The 19,380-nt window shown below is 63.7% G+C and carries 19 protein-coding genes; 4 read left to right on the forward strand and 15 right to left on the reverse strand.

Annotated features, from left to right (window positions below; translation table 11 throughout):
• Nucleotides 1–20: 20 nt before the first annotated feature.
• Genes ACTG4K_RS05015 through ACTG4K_RS05040 form a run of 6 tightly spaced genes read right to left on the reverse strand, consistent with a single transcriptional unit; the run spans nucleotide 21 to nucleotide 5,426 of the window.
• Nucleotides 21–809, reverse strand: a complete 789-nt coding sequence (locus tag ACTG4K_RS05015) for an enoyl-CoA hydratase/isomerase family protein (RefSeq protein ID WP_439113089.1) — start codon at nucleotides 807–809, stop codon at nucleotides 21–23.
• Entirely contained in the window at nucleotides 806–1,351 is a 546-nt protein-coding gene (locus ACTG4K_RS05020) for a DinB family protein (RefSeq protein ID WP_439113090.1), read from the reverse strand. Before ACTG4K_RS05020 ends, ACTG4K_RS05015 begins: the two co-directional genes overlap by 4 nt.
• Nucleotides 1,339–1,740, reverse strand: coding sequence for a type II toxin-antitoxin system VapC family toxin (gene vapC, locus ACTG4K_RS05025; protein ID WP_439113091.1), 402 nt, complete (start codon nucleotides 1,738–1,740; stop codon nucleotides 1,339–1,341). Before vapC ends, ACTG4K_RS05020 begins: the two co-directional genes overlap by 13 nt.
• Nucleotides 1,737–2,018, reverse strand: a complete 282-nt coding sequence (locus ACTG4K_RS05030; protein ID WP_439113092.1) for a type II toxin-antitoxin system VapB family antitoxin — start codon at nucleotides 2,016–2,018, stop codon at nucleotides 1,737–1,739. Before ACTG4K_RS05030 ends, vapC begins: the two co-directional genes overlap by 4 nt.
• Nucleotides 2,019–2,061: 43 nt before the next feature.
• On the reverse strand, nucleotides 2,062–3,684 hold the full coding sequence (locus ACTG4K_RS05035; RefSeq protein ID WP_439113093.1) for a carboxyl transferase domain-containing protein: 1,623 nt from the start codon (nucleotides 3,682–3,684) through the stop codon (nucleotides 2,062–2,064).
• A 14-nt stretch (nucleotides 3,685–3,698) separates the two neighbouring features.
• Nucleotides 3,699–5,426 carry an AMP-binding protein gene (locus ACTG4K_RS05040; protein WP_439113094.1) on the reverse strand — a complete coding sequence of 576 codons (1,728 nt, stop codon included), beginning with the start codon at nucleotides 5,424–5,426 and terminating at the stop codon, nucleotides 3,699–3,701.
• 128 nt (nucleotides 5,427–5,554) lie between these two features.
• On the opposite strand from ACTG4K_RS05040, the gene ACTG4K_RS05045 reads away from it, so the two are divergent.
• The 4 genes from ACTG4K_RS05045 (at nucleotide 5,555) to ACTG4K_RS05060 (ending at nucleotide 10,106) form a co-directional block, all read left to right on the forward strand.
• Nucleotides 5,555–6,688: an AraC family transcriptional regulator gene (locus ACTG4K_RS05045; protein WP_439113095.1), complete on the forward strand. Its 1,134-nt coding sequence runs from the start codon at nucleotides 5,555–5,557 to the stop codon at nucleotides 6,686–6,688.
• A gap of 367 nt (nucleotides 6,689–7,055) precedes the next feature.
• Nucleotides 7,056–8,108: a TRAP transporter substrate-binding protein gene (locus ACTG4K_RS05050; protein ID WP_439113096.1), complete on the forward strand. Its 1,053-nt coding sequence runs from the start codon at nucleotides 7,056–7,058 to the stop codon at nucleotides 8,106–8,108.
• Nucleotides 8,109–8,163: 55 nt separating this feature from the next.
• Nucleotides 8,164–8,721, forward strand: a complete 558-nt coding sequence (locus ACTG4K_RS05055) for a TRAP transporter small permease subunit (RefSeq protein ID WP_439113097.1) — start codon at nucleotides 8,164–8,166, stop codon at nucleotides 8,719–8,721.
• A 14-nt stretch (nucleotides 8,722–8,735) separates the two neighbouring features.
• Nucleotides 8,736–10,106: a TRAP transporter large permease gene (locus tag ACTG4K_RS05060; RefSeq protein WP_439113098.1), complete on the forward strand. Its 1,371-nt coding sequence runs from the start codon at nucleotides 8,736–8,738 to the stop codon at nucleotides 10,104–10,106.
• Between the two features lie 67 nt (nucleotides 10,107–10,173).
• Here the strand turns inward: ACTG4K_RS05060 and ACTG4K_RS05065 are convergent, their stop codons facing one another.
• From ACTG4K_RS05065 to can, 9 genes are all read right to left on the reverse strand, one after another.
• Nucleotides 10,174–10,833, reverse strand: coding sequence for an HAD family hydrolase (locus ACTG4K_RS05065; RefSeq protein WP_439113099.1), 660 nt, complete (start codon nucleotides 10,831–10,833; stop codon nucleotides 10,174–10,176).
• Entirely contained in the window at nucleotides 10,830–11,222 is a 393-nt protein-coding gene (locus tag ACTG4K_RS05070; RefSeq protein ID WP_439113100.1) for a YchJ family protein, read from the reverse strand. Before ACTG4K_RS05070 ends, ACTG4K_RS05065 begins: the two co-directional genes overlap by 4 nt.
• On the reverse strand, nucleotides 11,219–11,650 hold the full coding sequence (locus ACTG4K_RS05075) for a rhodanese-like domain-containing protein (RefSeq protein ID WP_439113101.1): 432 nt from the start codon (nucleotides 11,648–11,650) through the stop codon (nucleotides 11,219–11,221). Before ACTG4K_RS05075 ends, ACTG4K_RS05070 begins: the two co-directional genes overlap by 4 nt.
• 149 nt (nucleotides 11,651–11,799) lie before the next feature.
• Entirely contained in the window at nucleotides 11,800–13,260 is a 1,461-nt protein-coding gene (locus ACTG4K_RS05080; protein ID WP_439113102.1) for a TrkH family potassium uptake protein, read from the reverse strand.
• Between the two features lie 8 nt (nucleotides 13,261–13,268).
• The gene (locus tag ACTG4K_RS05085; protein WP_439113103.1) at nucleotides 13,269–14,741 is read right to left on the reverse strand and encodes a TrkH family potassium uptake protein; all 1,473 of its coding nucleotides are present in this window, start codon (nucleotides 14,739–14,741) and stop codon (nucleotides 13,269–13,271) included.
• Nucleotides 14,742–14,746: 5 nt separating this feature from the next.
• Entirely contained in the window at nucleotides 14,747–16,138 is a 1,392-nt protein-coding gene (gene trkA / locus ACTG4K_RS05090; RefSeq protein WP_439113104.1) for a Trk system potassium transporter TrkA, read from the reverse strand.
• Nucleotides 16,139–16,287: 149 nt separating this feature from the next.
• The gene (locus ACTG4K_RS05095; RefSeq protein ID WP_439113105.1) at nucleotides 16,288–17,415 is read right to left on the reverse strand and encodes an acyl-CoA dehydrogenase family protein; all 1,128 of its coding nucleotides are present in this window, start codon (nucleotides 17,413–17,415) and stop codon (nucleotides 16,288–16,290) included.
• 10 nt (nucleotides 17,416–17,425) lie between these two features.
• Nucleotides 17,426–18,616 carry an acetyl-CoA C-acyltransferase gene (locus ACTG4K_RS05100; protein ID WP_439113106.1) on the reverse strand — a complete coding sequence of 397 codons (1,191 nt, stop codon included), beginning with the start codon at nucleotides 18,614–18,616 and terminating at the stop codon, nucleotides 17,426–17,428.
• Nucleotides 18,617–18,706: 90 nt separating this feature from the next.
• Nucleotides 18,707–19,375: a carbonate dehydratase gene (gene can, locus ACTG4K_RS05105; RefSeq protein WP_439113107.1), complete on the reverse strand. Its 669-nt coding sequence runs from the start codon at nucleotides 19,373–19,375 to the stop codon at nucleotides 18,707–18,709.
• Between the last annotated feature and the right edge of the window lie 5 nt (nucleotides 19,376–19,380).

Consider the following 19,380-nt stretch of genomic DNA (forward strand, 5'->3'; position numbering starts at 1 on the left):
GCCTAGGTTCCCCGTGCCGCTCAGCTGGCGAGCCAGCCGGGTTTGCGTTTTTGCAGGAAGGACTGCACGCCTTCGCGGCCTTCGTTGCTGGCGCGGATGTCGGCAATGCCGTCCACCGTGGCGGCAATCAGGGCCTCGTCGATGCTGCGCTCGGCCACGTCCTGCACCAGCTTCTTGCAGGCGCGCACAGCGGCCGGGCTGGCGCTGCACAAGGCTTGGGCCAGCTCGTCCGTTTTCGTCGACAGCGCCTCAGCGCTGTCCACCAGTTCGTGCACAAAGCCAATGCGGTGCGCCTCTTGCGCGCTGAAACGCTCGGCCGTGAGGAAGTAGCGGTGCGCGGCACGAGCGCCCATGGCGCGGATCACGTAGGGGCTGATGGTGGCCGGGATCAACCCGAGCTTCACCTCGCTCAGGCAGTAGGTGGCGCTGTCCACGCTCACGGCCATGTCGCACGCGGCCACCAGGCCCATGCCACCGGCAAACACGTCGCCCTGCACAGCGGCGATGGTGGGCTTAGGGCATGCGTAGATGGCTTGGAGCATCGCAGCGAGCTGACCGGCGTCGGCGATGTTCTCATCGCGGGTGTAGTCGGCCATGCGTCGCATCCAGTTCAGGTCGGCACCCGCGCAAAAGGCCGGGCCCACCGCCGCCAGCACCACGGCGCGCACATCGTCCCGCGCGCCCACGGTTTCAAACGCGGCCTTGAGCTGCTGAATGACTTCGTCGTTGAAGGCGTTGCGCACCTCGGGGCGGCTGAGCGTGATGCGGGCGATGCGGTCTTGCACCGAAACGTTCAGGGCTTGGCTCATGGTTTTTGGCTTTCAGCGGCGTCCAGTTGCAGGTGGTAAACCCAGTCCAGCTCGGGCGCGGGCTGGCCCAGCGCGGTGAGTGCGGCGGTGATCTGGCCGCGGTGGTGGGTGGCGTGGTTGAACACATGCGCCAGCGTGGCGGCGAACGGCAGCGACTGCGGGACGCCTTTCATGGTCTTGTAGTCCAGCTGGCCGTCGAAGCGCTCGGCCGGCCAGGTGGCTATGAGGTGCTCCCAGTTGGCCGCACCGCCCTTGAGCGCCTGGCCCAGGCGTTCGCGGTCGGGCTCCACCTCGGTGTCCAGCCCCAGCAGCGGCGAGGCCCCCTTGGAGAAGCGCGCGTACCAGAGCAGGTGCTCACCCACCAGCAGGTGGTTGAGCGTGCCGTGAATGCTCTTGAAGAACAGGCCCACGTCTTTGCGGTAGTCGGTGTCGGACAGCCGCGAGACTGCGTCCAGCAGGCGGTGAGTGGCCCAGACGTGGTAACGCGCTTGGGCCGTGAAGTGGCGGTGAAACGCGCTTGGCGAAGGGGTCAGTGCGGCCATGTGTCCAGCCCTCCCAGGGTTTTGAGCGATTCGAAATCCGCGTCGCGGTGCAGCAGCGTGTGGCCGTGGGTCATGCAATAGCTCGCCAGCAGCACGTCGACGGGGCTGCGCACGGTGCGGCCCTGTTCTCGCAGTTGGCGATAGAGCGTGGCGGCCTGCAATGCGTTGTCTAATCCGCCGATCTCCACCACGGTGGTGCCGAGCAACAGGGCTTTTGCCTGCTGCTGGACTTTGGGCGCTGTGAAACCGCGCAACACCTCGAACACCACCAGATCGGCGACACCCACTTCCTCTTCCACCTGGTCCAGCAGCTCGTCCAGGCGCTCGGTATGCAGGTTTTTCAAGCCTCTGAAATAGTCGATCCAGACACTGGAATCCACCAAAATCATCGCTGTTGGCCTCGCTTGTAGGGCGCAGCAGGCTCTTGAACGGTGGCTGGCTCGTCGGCCAGCACGACTTCCTGGGCCATTTCAGCCCGGCGCGCGGCCCAAGCCTCGTCCGAATCGTCCCAGAACAAGGTGCCGCGGGCGGCGCGCAGGTCCGCGTAAGCCTTTCGCCGCTTGAGCAGGCGCAAGCCCTCCTCGACCGCTTCCTTCTTGGTCTTGAAGTCGCCGCTGGCCATCACGTCGGCCATGAGCTTGTCGTCGATCACGATGTTGGTCCGCATGCCAATCCTCTTGAATGTGTATGAACTCAACAAATCATACACATCACATACGGAAAAGTCCAAACTTGGTCTCGGGGATCGGCGCATTGAGAGACGCGCTCAGCCCCAGCGCCAACACACGCCGCGTATCGGCCGGGTCGATCACGCCGTCGTCCCACAGGCGCGCGGTGGCGAAATACGGGTGGCCCTGCACCTCGTACTGCTCCTTGATGGGCGCCTTGAACGCGGCTTCTTCTTCGGCGCTCCAGCTGCCGCCCTTGCCCTCAATGCCGTCGCGCTTCACGGTAGCAAGCACGCTCGCGGCCTGCTCGCCACCCATCACAGAAATGCGCGCGTTCGGCCACATCCACAGGAAGCGCGGGCTGTAGGCGCGGCCGCACATGCCGTAGTTGCCGGCGCCGAAACTGCCGCCGATGATGATGGTGAACTTGGGCACCGCGGCCGTGGCCACGGCGGTCACCATCTTGGCGCCGTTGCGGGCGATGCCTTCGTTTTCGTATTTGCGCCCGACCATGAAGCCGGTGATGTTCTGCAGGAACACCAGCGGCGTCTTGCGCTGGCAGCACAGTTCGATGAAGTGCGCGCCCTTGAGCGCCGACTCGCTGAACAAAATGCCGTTGTTGGCGATGATGCCGACCGGCATGCCTTCGATGCGCGCAAAGCCGCAGACCAGCGTGGTGCCGAAGCGCGACTTGAACTCGTCGAACTCGGAGCCGTCGACGATGCGGGCGATGATTTCGCGCACATCAAACGGCTTGCGCGTGTCGGTCGGGATCACGCCGTACAGCTCTTCGGCCGGGTACAGCGGCGCCACCGGGTCGATGGTGGTGATGGGTGGGACCTTGCGGACGTTGAGGTTCTTCACCGCCTGGCGCGCCAGCGCGATGGCGTGCAGGTCGTTCTGCGCCAGGTGGTCGGCCACGCCCGAGAGGCGCGTGTGCACGTCACCGCCGCCCAGGTCTTCGGCGCTCACCACCTCGCCCGTGGCGGCCTTCACCAGCGGCGGGCCGCCCAGGAAGATGGTGCCCTGGTTTTTGACGATGATGGTCTCGTCGCTCATGGCCGGCACATAGGCGCCGCCAGCCGTGCACGAGCCCATGACCACCGCGATCTGCGCGATGCCCTGCGCGCTCATGTTGGCCTGGTTGAAGAAGATGCGGCCGAAGTGGTCGCGGTCGGGGAACACCTCGTCCTGGTTCGGCAGGTTGGCACCGCCCGAGTCCACCAGGTAGATGCAGGGCAGGCAGTTTTGCTGCGCCACTTCTTGCGCGCGCAGGTGCTTCTTCACGGTCAGCGGGTAGTAGGTGCCGCCCTTCACGGTGGCGTCGTTGCAGATGATCAGGCAGTCCACCCCGCTCACACGACCAATGCCCGTGATGACGCCGGCGCAGGGCGCGCTGTCGCTGCCGTCGCGGTCGGGGTACATGCCCATCGCGGCCATCGGGCTGAGTTCAAGAAACGGTGTGCCCGGATCCAGCAGCATCTGCACCCGGTCGCGCGGCAGCAGCTTGCCGCGCGCCACATGCTTGGCACGGGCGGCCTCGCCACCGCCGAAGGTGGCCTTGTCGATCTGGGCTTTCAAGTCGTCCACCACCGCGCGCATGGCGGCGGCGTTGGCCTGGAAGTCGGCGGAGCGGGCGTTGAGTTTGGTGTCGAGTGCGGGCATGTGGTTCTCTTGGTTCAGGCTGTCTTCAGGTCGACCAGCCCCAGCTGGTCTTTCATGGCGTCGCGGATCTTGAATTTCTGGATTTTGCCGGTCACGGTCATCGGGAAGCCGTCGACAAAACGGATGTAGCGCGGCACTTTGTAGTGTGCGATCTGCCCCTTGCAGAAGGCGCGCACAGCATCTTCGTCCAGCGTCTGGCCGGGCTTGACGATGATCCAGGCGCACAGCTCTTCGCCGTACTTCGCATCGGGCACACCGACCACCTGCACATCTTGAATGGCGGGGTGGCGGTACAGAAATTCTTCGATTTCGCGCGGGTACACGTTCTCGCCACCCCGGATCACCAAGTCCTTGATGCGGCCGACGATGTTCACATAGCCCTCGGCGTCCATGGTGGCGAGGTCGCCGGTGTGCATCCAGCCCTCGGCGTCGATGGCCTCGGCTGTCTTGGCTGGGTCGTCCCAGTAGCCGTGCATCACCGAATAGCCGCGCGTGCACAGCTCGCCGGACTGGCCTGGCGCCACCACCTCGCCGGTGTCGGGGTTGACGATCTTCACCTCCAGGTGCGGCTGCACCGTGCCGACCGTGGATACGCGCTTGTCCAGCGGCGTGTCGGTGCTGCTCTGGCAGCTCACCGGGCTGGTTTCGGTCATGCCGTAGGCGATGGTGATCTCAGACAGGTGCATGTCGCTCACCACGCGCTGCATCACCGCCGTGGGGCAGGGCGAGCCAGCCATGATGCCGGTGCGCAGGGTAGACAGGTCGAATTCCTGGAAGCGCGGGTGGTCCAGCTCGGCGATGAACATGGTGGGCACGCCGTGCAGGCCCGTGCAGCGTTCGTCCTGCACCGTCTGCAATACGGTCAGTGGGTCGAAGCCGTCGTTGGGATAGACCACGGTGGCGCCGTGCGTGAAGCAGGCCAGGTTGCCCAGCACCATGCCAAAGCAGTGGTACAGCGGCACCGGAATGCACAACCGGTCGGCCGGCGTGAGCTTCATGCACTCGCCGATGAAGAAGCCGTTGTTCAGGATGTTGCGGTGCGTCAACGTGGCGCCCTTGGGGAAGCCGGTGGTGCCGCTGGTGAACTGGATGTTGATGGGGTCGGTGGCCTTGAGCGTGGCCCCCACCTGCGCCACGCGCGGGTCGGTGGCGTCGCCCTGGGCGAGCAATGCAGAAAAGCGCATCAGCCCCGGCTCTTCGGCGCCCACGCCGGATTCGTCGATCCAGACCACGGTTTTCAGATGTGGCAGTTGCTGCGCTTGCAGCGCGCCAGCCGCGCAGTGCGCCCACTCGGGCGCCAGTTCGCGCAGCATGCCCAGGTAGTCGCTGGTCTTGAACTGCGCCATCGACACCAGCAGTTTGCAACCCACCTTGTTGAGCGCGTACTCCACTTCAGACGTGCGGTAGGCCGGGTTGATGTTCACCAGCACCAGGCCCACCTGCGCGGTGGCCAGCTGCATCAGCACCCACTCGGCGTTGTTGTGCGACCAGATGCCCACCCGGTCGCCCGGCTGCAAGCCCTGGCGCAGCAAGGCGCTGGCCAGGCGGTGCGCGTCTTGCTGCAGAGCGCGGTAGCTGTAGCGCCGCCCCTGATGCGCGCTGACCAGCGCGTCGTGCTCGGGCTGGCGCGCCACCATAGCGTCAAAAAACGCGCCAATGGTCTGCTCGATCAGCGGCACGTCGGTCGCGCCCTGCGCCTGGCTGCGCACCAGCGGTGCAGCGGCAGAACGGGTCTCGATCATGGGTGTGTCTCCTCTGGGGCTGTGCCCCGGTTCACGCCGGGCACAAAGCGCAAGCATAGAAGCTTGGCCCGCCACCGCGTTGCCAGAATGGTTGCAAATCGTGCCACGTTGCAGGCACACTGACACCCATGGCAAACCCGAACCATCTGGCCCCATCTGGCGCAGCGCCCCCCGCCGACACGCGTCCCGCCAAGGCCGCCACACCCGTATCTTTCGTGCAAGCCATCGCCGCGGCCTATGCACAACAGGGCAAAAGCCCGGCTCAGGCCCTGGCTCATGCGCAGATTGCGCCAGCGCTGCTGATCGACGCGGGCTCGCGCATCACCGCCGCGCAAATGGAGGCCGTGTCGGGTGCGGCCATGCGTGAACTGAACGACGAGGCCCTGGGTTGGTTTGCCCGACCGCTGCCCTGGGGAAGCTACGGCCTGCTGGCCCGCGCCTCGCTATCGGCACCCACGCTGGGCGTGGCGCTCAAGCGCTGGTGCCGCCACCACAGCCTGCTCGCAGACGACATCACACTGGCGGTCACCACGGCCGGCCCGGTGGCGAGCATCGCCATCACCGAGCACCGCACGGCGGGCCCCATTGCCGCAGGCGGTGCCCTGCGCGAGTTTTGCCTGGTTTCCATGCTGCGCAACATCCATGGCCTGGCCTGCTGGTTCATCGACTCGCGCCTGCCGCTGCTGGGCGCCCAGTTTCCTTTTGGCCCACCCGCCCACGCCGAGGCCTATGGCGTGCTGTTCGACGGACCGACCGACTTCGACGCAGGCCCGGCCACCATCCGCTTTGACGCGCGCTACCTGGCTCTGCCGCTCAAGCGCGACGAAGCCGCCATGAACCAGATGCTGCAACGCGCCCTGCCCCTGACCGTGCGCGCCTACCGACGCGACCGGTTGCTGGTGCCACGGGTGCGTCAGGTGCTGATGAGCCAGCCCCTGGACGCCCACAACGCCAACGATCTGGCAGCGCGGCTGGGCCTGTCGGCCCGCACACTGCACCGCCAGCTGAAAGAAGAAGGCGCCTCGCTGCAGGCACTGAAGGACGAGGTGCGCAAACAACGCGCAATGGCCCTGCTGCAACGCACACAGCGGCCCATCAAACAGGTGGCGCAGGCCACCGGCTTTCAAAACGAGAAGAGCTTCATGCGCGCCTTCAAGGCCTGGACCGGCCTCACGCCGGCCGAGTGTCGCCAGCACGACTCGAATGCAGCCTTTGAAGATGAAACTTCTTCAAACGCTCCACAAAAATCATTCACACCCTGAACCGGTATCCGCAGGCCGCAGCCGCCTGCAAAAAGTGCCATTTTTCACTCTGCAAACGGGGCGAAAAATGCCCAAAAATCAGCCCCGAAAACTGGGCAAAAACGGCCTGCACGCGCAATCACATTGGACGCGGAAAACCGCCAAAAACCAGCGCCTAGGGTAAATCCTTAGCCTCTCCATGCTCAAAACACCGGGCCAAGCGGTTCTACTAACCGGCCTCAAGTGCGTTTGCTCGGGGCCACGCCGTTTCTGCGGCACCTGGCCCGTAACAGGGCTTGAGCCCATGCGATAGCCAGGCTTCTAGCGCTCGAAAAGAGTGCTCGGAGCCTGCTCTTGTGTCCATCAAAAACTTCTGGAGACCTCCACCATGAAACACAACTTGAAAGCCCTGGCACTCGCTGCCTCCATGGTCGCCATGACCCTGCCCGCCACCGCACAGGAAACCGTGCGCTGGGGCATTCCCATGTCCTTCGGCTCCAACCTGACCGCGCTGGGCGACACCATGCCCTGGGTCTCGGAGCAATTGAAGAAAGTGTCTGGCGGCTCGGTCAACCTGCAGGTGTTCGAGCCCGGCAAACTGGTTCCTGCGCTGGGTATTTTTGACGCTGTGTCCTCCGGCAAGGTGGAGGCCGGATACAGCTTCATGGGCTACGAGTTGGGCAAGGTGCCTGTTTCGGCCATCTTCGGTGCCCTGCCCTTCGGCATGGAAACGCCCCAGTTTTCCGCCTGGATGTACTTCGGCGGCGGCGATGCACTGCTGAAGGAAGCCTTCAAGCCACACAACGTGTACCCCATCTTTTGCGGCTCCATCAGCCCCGAGGCGGCCGGCTGGTTCCGCAAGGAAATCAAGACGCCCGCCGACCTGGTTGGCCTGAAGTTCCGCGCCGCTGCGCTGGGTGGCAAGATCTACCAGAAGCTGGGCGCCTCGGTGACCATGTTGCCCGGTGGCGAGCTGTTCCAGGCGCTGGAAAAAGGCGTGCTGGACGGCACCGAGTTCTCGCTGCCCACCGTGGACGACCAGCTGGGCTTTGCCAAAGTGGCCAAGAACTACTACCTGCCAGGCTGGCACCAGCCGTCCACCAACCAGTTCCTGTACGTGAACATCGCGGCATGGAACAAGCTCAAGCCGCAGACCCAAGCCCAGATCGAAACCACCTGCACCGCGGGTGTGACCATCGCCATGTCCAAGGCCGAAGCCTTGCAGGGCGACGTGCTGGTCAAGTTTGAGAAGGAAGGCGTGAAGCTTCGCCAGTTCAACAAGACCATGCTGGACGCCTTCGCCAAGGCTTCCAAAGAAGTTATTGCCGAAGAGTCCGCCAAGGACCCGATGTTTAAAAAGGTGTATGACAGCATGTCGGCCTTCCAGAACAAGAACCGCGCCTGGCACGACCTGGGCTACCTGCCCCGCGACTACAAGTAAGGCGTTGATGAGACCGGCAGCGTTGATCGCTTAGAAGGATATTGGAATGAAGAACATGACGCACAACGCTGCCCCGCTGGAAGCAGGGCCTTCGGGCCTTGCCCTACCCACCACCGCGTTTTCACGGGCTGCCGACCGGGTCGTGACCTGGTTCGGCGAGCTTGCCTCGGCCTTGTGGCTGATTTTGGTGCTGGTGATCGTGATCCAGGTGATCGCCCGCTATGTCTTTGGCGCCGGCTCCATCATGATGGAAGAGCTGCAATGGCACCTCTACGCCATCGGATTCATGCTGGGCATTTCGTTCACCGAGGTGAAAGAGCGCAACGTGCGCATTGACGTGCTGGCCGAGCGCTTCACACAGCGCACCCGCCAGTGGATCGAACTCTTTGGTCTGGCCGGCCTGCTGGTTTTTTGTGGGGTGGTGGTCTGGTACGCCATTCCTTTTTTCTGGTCTTCTTACCAACTCAATGAAGTGTCTGCTGCGGCCGGTGGACTGCCCTACCGCTGGTTCATCAAGTCCTTCCTCGTGACCGCATTCGTGTTGCTCGCCCTGGCCGCCATCAGCCGGCTGACCCGGGTCTGGGCCGCGCTCTTCACCACCCACAACAAATAAGCAAGGGAAGACACGTGTTGCCTTTTTACGAGTTCCTCGCCATCGGCCTGATGGTGACCTTCATTCTGGCGCTGTTCACCGGCTACCCGGTGGCTTGGCTGCTGGGCATTCTGTCACTGGGTTTTGCCGCGCTGGGCATCTTTTTGGGTGACAGCTTCGGGTTTGACACCTTCCTCATGACGAGCTGGGCCAAATTCTCGGGGGTGGTCGACCGGTTCGACGCCATCATGTCGAACTGGGTGCTGGTCTCACTGCCCATGTTCGTTTACATGGGCCTCATGCTCGACCGCTCGGGCGTGGCCGACACCATGATGCGCAACTTCGTCAAGGTGTTTGGCGGCATCAAAGGCGGCCTGGGCCTGACGGTGATCGTCATCGGCATCTTGCTGGCGGCTTCCACCGGCATCGTGGGTGCGTCGGTCGTGCTGTTGGCCGTGCTGTCCATGCCCATCATGCTGCAAAACAACTACAACAAGGCGCTGGCCTCGGGTGTGGTGGCGGCTTCGGGCACGCTGGGCATTCTCATTCCGCCGTCCATCATGCTGGTGCTCATGGCAGATCAGGTGTCGGTCTCGGTGGGCGACCTGTTCATGGGCGCACTCATTCCCGGCGTGGCGCTGGGCCTGCTGTACATGGTGTTTGTGGTCGTCGTCGGCTTCGTGCGCCCCGACCTGGTACCCCCGCGCCCGGCCGACGCCGAAAAGCTGACCGCCCGCCAAGTGGGCATTGCCTTCCTGTCCACCCTGCCCACCTTTGGTCTGATTTTGGTGGTGCTGGGCTCCATCTTCTTCGGCGTGGCCACGCCCACCGAAGCCTCGGGCCTGGGCGCGTTCGGCGCCATCTTGCTGGCTGCGGCCAACCGCAAGCTGAGCTGGTCGGTGATTCGCCAGGTGGGCATTGAAACCACGCTGACCACCTGCTTCATCTTCGCCATCTTCATTGGCGCCACGGTGTTTGCCTATGTGTTGCGCCTGATCGGCGGCGACGAGTTGATTGCCGAGTTCTTCAAAGGCTTGGGTCTGGGCCCCACCGGGCTGGTGCTGGTGGTGCTGCTGGTGGTGTTCATCGCCGGCTTCTTCCTCGACTGGTTCGAGATCGTGCTGATCATCCTGCCGCTGCTGGCCCCGGTGATCAAGCTCGCCGGGCTGGACATGACCTGGTTCCTGATCCTGGTGGCACTCATGCTGCAAACCTCGTTCCTCACACCACCGGTGGGCTTCTCACTCTTCTACCTCAAAGGGGCGGTGCCCAAGGGCGTGACCATCCGCGACATCTACATTGGCGTGATTCCCTTCGTGCTGCTACAGATGGCGATGGTGGCGCTGTGCTTCATGTACCCTCAGGTCATTTTGTGGCTGCCCCAGCAGATGTACGGCGGCGGTTGATGGCCCGCTGAAACCCATAAAAAAAGGGCCCTCGGGCCCTTTTTTTATGGTGCGTTGCGCTGCAGCATCAGCCTGGCAGGCAGCGCGCCAGTTCATCCATGTGGTTAAAAACCCGCGCCACCGGCAAACCTTCAAAAGCACGGCCATGGCCTTCGGGGCAATAGCCCCACACGGTGGCGCCAGCGTCCAGCCCGGCGCGTGCGCCGGTGGCCGTGTCTTCAATCACCAGGCAGCGCACCGGGTCGGCCCCCAGGTGGGCGGCTGCGGCCAGGTACACGTCGGGCGCGGGTTTGGAACGCGGCATGTCGTGGCCGCTGAAAATGCGGTCTTCGAAATACGGCGCCATGCCGGCCATCTCAAGCTGCATCACCACCTTGGGCCGGTCGGCGCCCGAAGCACAGGCAATGCGGCCCGCCGTGTGGGTGTGTGCGGCCACCACGGCTTGCAGCGCGCCGTCCATGGCCTTGAGCTCAGCACGCAGGCGCTGGTCGCGCCGGGCGTAAAAGGCGCGCATCCAGTCTTCTGTGAGCGGCTGGCCGGTCTCGGCCTCGATGAGCGAGCGTTCGTCGCGCACGGCCTTGCCGATGAAAATCTGCATGCACTCGGCCTGGCTCAAAGCCCAGCCGGCCTCATTGAGCATCTGACGCAACACACCGTTGGTGATGGGTTCGCTGTCCACCAGTACGCCATCGCAGTCAAACAACACGGCCTCAAACACATCACTCACTTCAGGTCTCCGTCCACATAAAACCACCGCCCGCCTTCGCGCCCAAAACGGCTGGCCTCAACCAGGCGCTGGCCGCGCCCGCCCACCCGCGAGCGGGCCACAAACGCCACTTCTGCATGGTTGGCGTCGATCACCCGGTGATTTTTCACCTCAAGCCCCAGCCATTTCACGCGGGGGTCCAGCGACAGATCGGCCGGCCGGGTACTGGCATGCCAGCTCGCAGCCAGGTAGTCCACGCGGCCCAGCACAAAGGCGCTGTAGCGCGAGCGCATGAGGTGTTCAGCGTCGGGGGCGGGGGTGTCGTGATCCAAAAAGCGACCGCAGCAGGCCGTGAAAGCACAGGCTTTTCCGCGTATATCCACCCGCCCGCAAGGGCATGCCAGCGTCACGTCCGAGCTGCCTTGCTGCGCGCCTTGTGGGCTTCCAGCGTTTCGGTGGGGGCGCTCTGCTTCAGCCATTCAGCAAATCCGCCGTCGATGTGGGCCACGTTGGTCATGCCCATGTCTTTCAGCGCCTTGGTGGCCAGCGCGCTGCGCCAGCCAGCGCCGCAAAACAGCACAAACTCTTTGCTCTCGTCGCCAAACGCAGGCTTGTAATAAGGCGATTCGGGGTCGACCCAAAACTCCAGCATGCCGCGCGGTGCATGCAACGCACCCGGCACCGTGCCCTCACGTTCCAGTTCGCGCGGGTCGCGGATATCCACCACTTGCAAGCTCGGATCAACGCCCAGCCGCTCGCACACCTGCGCCACGGTGTAAGTGGTGATCTGCGCGTTGGCTACATCCACCAGCGCCCGGAATCCCTTGGTGATCGGCATAAAAGTCTCCTGCAAAAATCAAACAAAACGAACCAGCAGCCGGCGAAAGTGCCCAACCCCAGGATGCCGCGCAACCGGCTTCGCCGGGGCGCAGGCATCGCCCCCTTGAGGGGGTGACGCGCCCTTAGGCGCGGCGCGGGGGTGGTCCTCTACTTCCTCCAGAAATGCGCCGTGAACAACACCAGCACGGTCAGCAACTCCAGGCGACCGAGCAACATGGCAAACGTCAAGACCCAGATTTGAAACGGGTGCAGGCCGCCGAAATTGCCCGCTGGACCAACCTGGCCCAGGCCCGGGCCGATGTTGTTCACCGTGGCCACCACAGCTGAAAATGAGGTCACGATGTCCAGCCCGGTGAACAGCAACACCATGGTCAGCCCCATGATGGTGGCGCCGTAAATGAGCATGAAGCCGAGCACTGCGGTCATGACCGACATGGGAATGACACCGCCGCCCAGCGTGACCGGGTTGACCACGCGCGGGTGGATGATGCGCACCAGCTCGCGCCGCGCCTGCTTGATGAGCAGGATCATGCGCACCATTTTGATACCGCCACCGGTGGAGCCGGCGCAAGACACAAAGGACCCCAGAAACAGCAGCAACACGGGTGCAAAAACGGGCCACAACGAATAGTCGGTGGCCGAATACCCCGTGGTGGTGGCCAGCGACAGCACATGAAAAGCGCTGGCGCGCAAAGCCTCGGGAATGTTGTCGTAGACGTTGTGCCCCGCCAGCAGCACCGCGACCACCGCGATGGCGCTCAGCAGCACGGCAAAGTAGGTCCTGATCTCGCGGTCGCTGGTCAGCGGTCTGAGCGAACGGTTGCGCAAGACGATGAAGTACCGCATGAAGCTGATGCCGGCCAGCGCCATGAACACCACAGCCACCCATTCGACAGCGGGGGAATTGAAGTAGCCCAGGCTGGCGTCGTGCGACGAAAAACCACCGAGGCCCATGGTGGTGCACATGTGCATAAAGGCATCTGCCCAGTCCATACCGGCCCAGCGGTAGGCCAGGAAGCAAGCGCCAGAAAACAGGAAATACACGCCCCAGAGCCCGCGCGCCGTCTCGGCGATGCGGGGGGTGAACTTGGTGTCTTTCATGGGCCCCGGCGTTTCGGCCTTGTAGAGCTGCAACCCGCCAAGCCCGAGCAATGGCAACACCGCCACCACCAGCAGCATGATGCCCAGGCCGCCGATGAGTTGCAAGAAACAGCGCCAAACGTTGGCCGAAACGGGCAGGTCGTCCAGCCCCGACAGGGCCGTAGCCCCAGTGGCTGTGAGCGCACTCATGGCCTCGAAATAGGCCTTGGTCCAGGTGATGTCGGGCACGGTGAACATCAGCGGCAGGGCAGCATAGGCCGGCAGCACCAGCCACACCAGGTTGACGAGCATGAAGCCATCTTTGGGCATGAGTTCGCGCCGGTGCCGCTGGGTTGCCCACCAGAGCAGCAGGCCGCTAACCGCCGTCAGGCCGAAGCCCTTCGCCCACACCAAGGTGTGGTAGTCCGCATCCAGAAACCAGGCCCAGGCGAGTGGCACGAGAAAGGCGGCTGAAAACGCCACCAGGATGCGCGACAGAACCGAGAGAACGGGAAGCAGGGTGTACATGATGGAATTTACTTGCGCCAAAACCCTGGTGTGAACAACACCAGGAAAGACAGCATTTCCAGCCGCCCCAGCAGCATGGCCAGTGAACAGATCCAGGTTTGGAGGTCGCTCAAACCAGCAAAGTTGCCTGCGGGACCCACTTCGTTGAGCCCGGGGCCCATGTTGTTGACGCTCGCCACAATGGCGGTGAACGCGGTGTCAAAAGGCATATCGGTGAGCAGCAGCACCAGGGTCAGACCAATGATGGTGCCGCCGTACACGAGCATAAAACCCAGCACCGAGAAGATGGTGCTGTTTTCAACCGTGTGGCCATTCAACGTGACGGGGTGCACCGCACGGGGATGCACGATACGCCGCATTTCTCGCCGGGCTTGTTTGAACAAAATCACCATACGCGCCATTTTGATGCCTGCACCCGTGGAGCCGGCGCTGGTTGCGATGCCCGAGAGCATGATCATGTACAGCGGCGCAAATATGGGCCACAGGGTGTAGTCCACCGTGGAGTAGCCGGTGGTGGAGCCGATGGAAATGACATTGAACAAGGCCGTGCGCAGCGCCTCGCCAGGGTCGCTCAAGGTACCTTTGAACAACAACAGTCCGGCCACAAAGACACCCGAGCCCACCAGCAGCCCCATGGAGCCACGCCACTCGGCGTCGCGCCATATGCGCCCCGGATGGCGCTTGGTGATGGCCACGAAGTACAAGGCAAAGTTGCAGCTGGCGATGAGCATGAACACAATGGCGACCCATTCCAGCACGGGCGATTGAAAGTGTCCAAAGCTGCTGTCGTAAGACGACAGGCCGCCCAGGCTCAGGGTAGAAAACATGTGTATCCAGGCGTCCAGCGGCGACATGCCGGCCACCCAGTAAGCCAGCACGCAAGCCAGCGAAAGCAGGCAATACACGCTCCACAGGCCTTTGGCCGTTTCAGTGATCCGGGGCGTGAGCTTGGCGTCTTTCATGGGGCCGGTGGCCTCGGCCCGAAACAACTGGCTACCGCCCACGCCCAACATGGGCAAGATGGCCACCGCCAGCACCAGAATGCCCATGCCACCGAGCCACTGCAAAAAACAGCGCCACAAGTTGATGGAGCCCGGCAGGGCGTCCAGCCCAACCAGCACCGTAGCGCCTGTGGTGGTCAGCCCGGAGATGGCTTCGAAATAGGCATCGGTAAAGGACATCGGCGTGGCCATGCCCGAAAAGTACAACAGCAACGGCAGGCAGGCAAAGAGCGGCAGCAGCGTCCAGACCAAGCCCACCAACAAAATGCCATCGCGCGTTTGCAGCTCCAGTTTGTGCCCCACTTTCCAGACCGCTGAACGCATCAGGAGCCCGCAGGCAAACGTGACCAGCATAGCCAGCGGATAGGCGGCCTCGGCCCCATCGTGCGTCCAGACCGACACGCCCAGCGGCACCAACATCGTGAGCGCGAACACCATGACGATCACCCCAAGCACGGGGAAGATACGCAGAAAGGGCATGGCGTTCAGCCGAAGAACGTGGCGCTGACCTGGAACAGCTTTTCCACTTCGCGTACCAGGCGTTTGTTGGGAATGAAGATGATGATGTGGTCGTCGGTTTCGATCACCGTGTCGTGGTGCGGCATCAGCACCTCGGACTTGCGGCCCTCGCCACGCACGATCGCACCAATGCGCGTGCCCTTGGGCAGTTTGAGCTCTTCCACCCGGCGCCCCACGAGCTTGGATGTTTTCACATCACCCCGGGCCACACCCTCCAGCGCCTCGGCGGCACCCCGGCGCAGGCTGTGCACCGCCACCACGTCGCCCCGGCGCAGGTGGGTCAACAGCTCGCCGATCACCGTCTGGGCCGGCGAAATGGCGATGTCGATGGTGCTGCCCTGCATCATGTCGGCATAGGCGCGTCGGTTGATCAGCGCCATGACGCGGCCAGCGCCGAGCCGCTTGGCCAGCATGGACGACATGATGTTGTCCTCGTCGTCGCTGGTAAGCGCCAAAAACAGGTCCATCTCGCCCACGTTTTCTTCCAGCAGCAGGTCTTCGTCAGCCCCGTCACCGTGCAAGATCAGCATGCTCGACGGCAACTGGCTGGCCAGGTATTCGCAGCGCTTTTTGTCCTGCTCGATGAGCTTCACCTCGCACTGGCCCACCAGGCTGCGCGCCAGCCGCAGACCCACTTTGCCGCCGCCCGCAATCATCACGCGCTGCACCGGTTTGTCGATGTTGTGAATGGCGCCCAGCACGTAGCGGATCTTGCGGGTGTCGGCCAGCACAAACACTTCATCGCCCGCCAGAATGCGCGTGGTCTTCGTGGCTTCCATTTCGGTGTCAAGCCGGTACAGCGCCACCACCCGCATTTCGGCGTGGGGGAAGCGGTCGCGAAACTCGCCAATGGTGTGCCCCACCAAGGCGCCACCGTGGGCCGCGCGCATGGCGATCAGGCTGGCACGGCCATCGGCGAATTCCAGCACCTGCAAGGCTTCGGGGTAGCTGATGAGCTGGTGTATGTACCGTGTGACCGACTCTTCCGGGCAGATCACATGGTCCACCGCAAAGCCGTTTTTGCCCAGCAGGTCGTCACCTTCCAAAAACTCGGGCGAGCGCAGCCGAGCGATGGTGCTGGGCACGTTGAAAATATCGTGCGCCACCTTGCAGACCACCAGATTCGATTCGTCGGCGGCGGCGCAGGCAATCACCATGTCGGCGTCTTGCGCGCCCGCTTCGCGCAGCACCGAAGGCTGAATGCCATTGCCCACCACCCCCCGCAAGTCCAGCCGATCCTCCAGCAACCGCAACCGGACCGGATCGTGGTCAATCACGGTAATGTCGTTCTGCTCGGAAACCAAGCTCTCAGCGACGCTTTCGCCCACGCGGCCAGCGCCCAAAATGATGATGTTCATGGAGGGATTATCTCCCCGCGCGCGGGATGAAAACCCACCTCCGGAGCGCGCGTGCATTCAGCCAAGAGCACAGCGGAACCGGCTTCGCCGGGCCGCCAGTGCCGCCCCCTGGGGGGGGTGACGCCGTAGGCTGCGCGTGGGGGGGCTTTCTAGATCCCGCGCTGGATGATGATTTTCTGCACGTCGCTCGTGCCTTCGTAGATCTGGCAAACGCGCACGTCCCGGTAAATGCGCTCGACCGGGAAGTCGCTCACATAGCCGTAGCCGCCAAACACCTGGATCGCGTCGGAGCACACTTTTTCGGCCATTTCGCTGGCAAACAGCTTGGCCATGGCGGCTTCTTTGAGGCAGGGCAGGCCGGCGTCGCGCAGGGCTGCGGCGTGGTGCGTGAGGGCGCGGGCGGCTTCAATTTGTGTGGCCATGTCGGCCAGCCGGAAGCCCACCGCCTGGTGGTTGAAGATGGGCTGACCAAAGCTCTCGCGTTCCTTCGCATACTTCACGGCGCATTCAAACGCACTGCGTGCCATGCCAATGGCTTGCGAGGCGATGCCGATGCGTCCGCCTTCGAGCGCGCTCAGGGCAATTTTGTAACCTTCGCCTTCGTTGCCAATGAGGTTCTCGGCGGGAATGCGGCATTGGTCAAAATTGATCTGCGCGGTGTCGCTGCTGTGCTGGCCCAACTTGTCTTCAAGCCGCGCCACCACATAACCTGGCGCTGAAGTGGGCACGATGAAGGCGCTCATACCCTTCTTGCCCGCGCCCTTGTCGGTCACCGCGATCACGATGGCCACGTCGCCGTTTTTGCCGCTGGTGATGAACTGCTTGACGCCATTGATCACGTACTCATCGCCCTGCTTCACAGCAGTGGTCCGGAGCGCGGAAGCGTCCGAGCCCACGTGGGGCTCGGTCAGGCAAAAGGCGCCAAGCATCTGGCCAGCGGCCAGCGGGCGCAGCCATTGCTCTTGCTGCTGGGCATTGCCGTAGCGCATCAAAATGGCATTGACCGGGCAGTTGGTCACGCTGATCACGGTGCTGGTGCCACCGTCGCCAGCCGCAATTTCTTCCAGCACGATGGCCAGCGTGGTGTAGCTCAGCCCCGCGCCGCCCAGGGCCTCGGGCACGCAGATGCCGTAAGCGCCCAGCTCGGCCAGGCCCTTGTGCACATCTTTCGGGAAGTGGTGTTCCTTGTCCCACTTCGCCGCGTTGGGCCAGAGCTGTTCCTGGGCAAAAGCGCGCACGGCGTCGCGGATCATCACTTGGTCTTCGGTCAGCAACATGGCGTGTCTTTCAGCAGATTTCAATCGCCATGGCCGTGGCTTCACCGCCGCCAATGCACAGCGTCGCCACGCCCTTTTTCTTACCGTGCGCCTGCAAGGCGTGCAGCAGCGTGACCAGGATGCGTGCACCGCTGGCACCGATGGGGTGGCCCAGCGCGCATGCGCCGCCGTTGACGTTGACCTTCTCGTGCGCAATGCTCAGCTCGGTCATCAGCGCCATGGGCACCACGGCAAAGGCTTCGTTGATTTCCCACAGGTCCACATCGCCCACGGCCCAGCCGGTCTTGGCCAGCAGTTTTTGTGTGGCGCCTACCGGCGCGGTAGCGAACCAGTTGGGTTCTTGCGCGTGCGTGGCGTGGCCGACGATGGTGGCCAGCGGGGTGAGACCCTGCGCCTTGGCGGTCGAGGCGCGCATCAGCACCAGCGCAGCCGCGCCGTCGTTGATGGACGAGCTGCTGGCGGCGGTGATGGTGCCGTCTTTCTTGAATGCGGGTTTGAGCGATGTGACCTTGTCCAGCTTGACCTTGCCCGGGCCTTCGTCGGTGGACACCACGCGCTCGCCGCTGCGGTCTTTCACGGTGACGGGCGCGATCTCCTTGGCAAAGGCGCCGCTCTCGGTGGCGGCTTTGGCGCGGGTGACCGAGGCAATAGCGAAGGCATCTTGCTGCTCGCGGGTGAAGCTGTATTTGGCGGCGCAGTCTTCGCCGAAGGTGCCCATGCTGCGGCCGGCTTCGTAGGCGTCTTCCAGGCCATCGAGCATCATGTGGTCGTAGATCTTGTCGTGGCCCATGCGGTAGCCGCCACGGCCCTTGAGCATGAGGTAGGGTGCGTTGGTCATGCTCTCCATGCCGCCCGACACCATCACCGTGGCACTGCCGGCCAGCAGCATGTCGTGCGCCAACATGGTGGCTTTCATGCCCGAGCCGCACATTTTGGACAAAGTCACGGCGCCGGCCGACAGCGGCAGCCCGGCCTTGAGCGCAGCCTGGCGTGCGGGTGCCTGGCCCTGTCCGGCCATGAGGCAGTTGCCAAACAGCACTTCGTCGACCAGCGCCTTGTCCACGCCGCTGCGCTCGACGGCGGCCCGGATGGCCACGCCGCCGAGGTCGTGAGCGGACTGGGAGGCGAAGTCGCTTTGGAACGAGCCCATGGGGGTGCGCGCGGCGCCGACGATGACGATGGGGTCGAGGGATGTGGTCATGGGAATCTCCTGTGAAAAGTCAGTGCAGCGACCTTGCGGTCACCGCTGGGTTTCAGCGCGTGGGGCGCAGGTGTTCGGGCCAGGCAGTAGTCACAGCGATGCGTTGCGGCGCTTGGCCGTCACACCAGCCAGCGCGGCCTTGTAGATCGCGTCCAGCCCGCCGGGGCCGTCCACCGTCATCAACATGTCGCGCAGCAAACCGTCGCTCAGGGCATACACCCAGGCGTGCAGCGTGAGCGCTTGGCCGCGCGACCAGGCGTCCTGCACCACCGTGGTCTGGGCCACGTTCATCACCTGTTCAATGGCGTTCAGTTCGCACAAGACTTCGACCCGAAAGGCTTCAGGCGTGGCGGCAATGAGCGCGGCATGGCGGTCGCGCACGTCCTTGATGTGGCGCAGCCAGTTGTCGGCCAGCCCCACGCGGGTGTCGTTCAGCGCGGCTTTCACGCCACCGCAGCCGTAGTGGCCCACGACCATCAGGTGCTTCACCTGCAGCTGGTCCACCGCAAACTGGATGGTGGACAGGCAGTTGAGGTCGGTCGGCACCACCACGTTGGCCACGTTGCGGTGCACGAACACTTCGCCTGGCGCCAGGCCGGTGATCTGGTTGGCGGGCACGCGGCTGTCTGAGCACCCAATCCACATGTACTGCGGGCTCTGCTGGGCCAGCAGGTCGGTGAAAAACGTGGGCTTCTCGCGAACCATGGCCGCAGCCCATTCGCGGTTGTGGTCAAACAGGTCTTGCAGGGAGGCGCTCATGGAAA

Source organism: Hydrogenophaga sp. (assembly GCF_965657535.1).
Lineage (GTDB): Bacteria > Pseudomonadota > Gammaproteobacteria > Burkholderiales > Burkholderiaceae_C > Hydrogenophaga.

Coding starts and splice junctions, on each gene's coding strand:
- ACTG4K_RS05015 (WP_439113089.1), bottom strand. CDS start 809: ATGAGCCAAGCCCTGAACGTTTCGGTGCAAGACCGCATCGCCCGCATC.
- ACTG4K_RS05020 (WP_439113090.1), bottom strand. CDS start 1,351: ATGGCCGCACTGACCCCTTCGCCAAGCGCGTTTCACCGCCACTTCACG.
- vapC (WP_439113091.1), bottom strand. CDS start 1,740: ATGATTTTGGTGGATTCCAGTGTCTGGATCGACTATTTCAGAGGCTTG.
- ACTG4K_RS05030 (WP_439113092.1), bottom strand. CDS start 2,018: ATGCGGACCAACATCGTGATCGACGACAAGCTCATGGCCGACGTGATG.
- ACTG4K_RS05035 (WP_439113093.1), bottom strand. CDS start 3,684: ATGCCCGCACTCGACACCAAACTCAACGCCCGCTCCGCCGACTTCCAG.
- ACTG4K_RS05040 (WP_439113094.1), bottom strand. CDS start 5,426: ATGATCGAGACCCGTTCTGCCGCTGCACCGCTGGTGCGCAGCCAGGCG.
- ACTG4K_RS05045 (WP_439113095.1), top strand. CDS start 5,555: ATGGCAAACCCGAACCATCTGGCCCCATCTGGCGCAGCGCCCCCCGCC.
- ACTG4K_RS05050 (WP_439113096.1), top strand. CDS start 7,056: ATGAAACACAACTTGAAAGCCCTGGCACTCGCTGCCTCCATGGTCGCC.
- ACTG4K_RS05055 (WP_439113097.1), top strand. CDS start 8,164: ATGACGCACAACGCTGCCCCGCTGGAAGCAGGGCCTTCGGGCCTTGCC.
- ACTG4K_RS05075 (WP_439113101.1), bottom strand. CDS start 11,650: ATGCCGATCACCAAGGGATTCCGGGCGCTGGTGGATGTAGCCAACGCG.
- ACTG4K_RS05080 (WP_439113102.1), bottom strand. CDS start 13,260: ATGTACACCCTGCTTCCCGTTCTCTCGGTTCTGTCGCGCATCCTGGTG.
- ACTG4K_RS05085 (WP_439113103.1), bottom strand. CDS start 14,741: ATGCCCTTTCTGCGTATCTTCCCCGTGCTTGGGGTGATCGTCATGGTG.
- trkA (WP_439113104.1), bottom strand. CDS start 16,138: ATGAACATCATCATTTTGGGCGCTGGCCGCGTGGGCGAAAGCGTCGCT.
- ACTG4K_RS05095 (WP_439113105.1), bottom strand. CDS start 17,415: ATGTTGCTGACCGAAGACCAAGTGATGATCCGCGACGCCGTGCGCGCT.
- ACTG4K_RS05100 (WP_439113106.1), bottom strand. CDS start 18,616: ATGACCACATCCCTCGACCCCATCGTCATCGTCGGCGCCGCGCGCACC.
- can (WP_439113107.1), bottom strand. CDS start 19,375: ATGAGCGCCTCCCTGCAAGACCTGTTTGACCACAACCGCGAATGGGCT.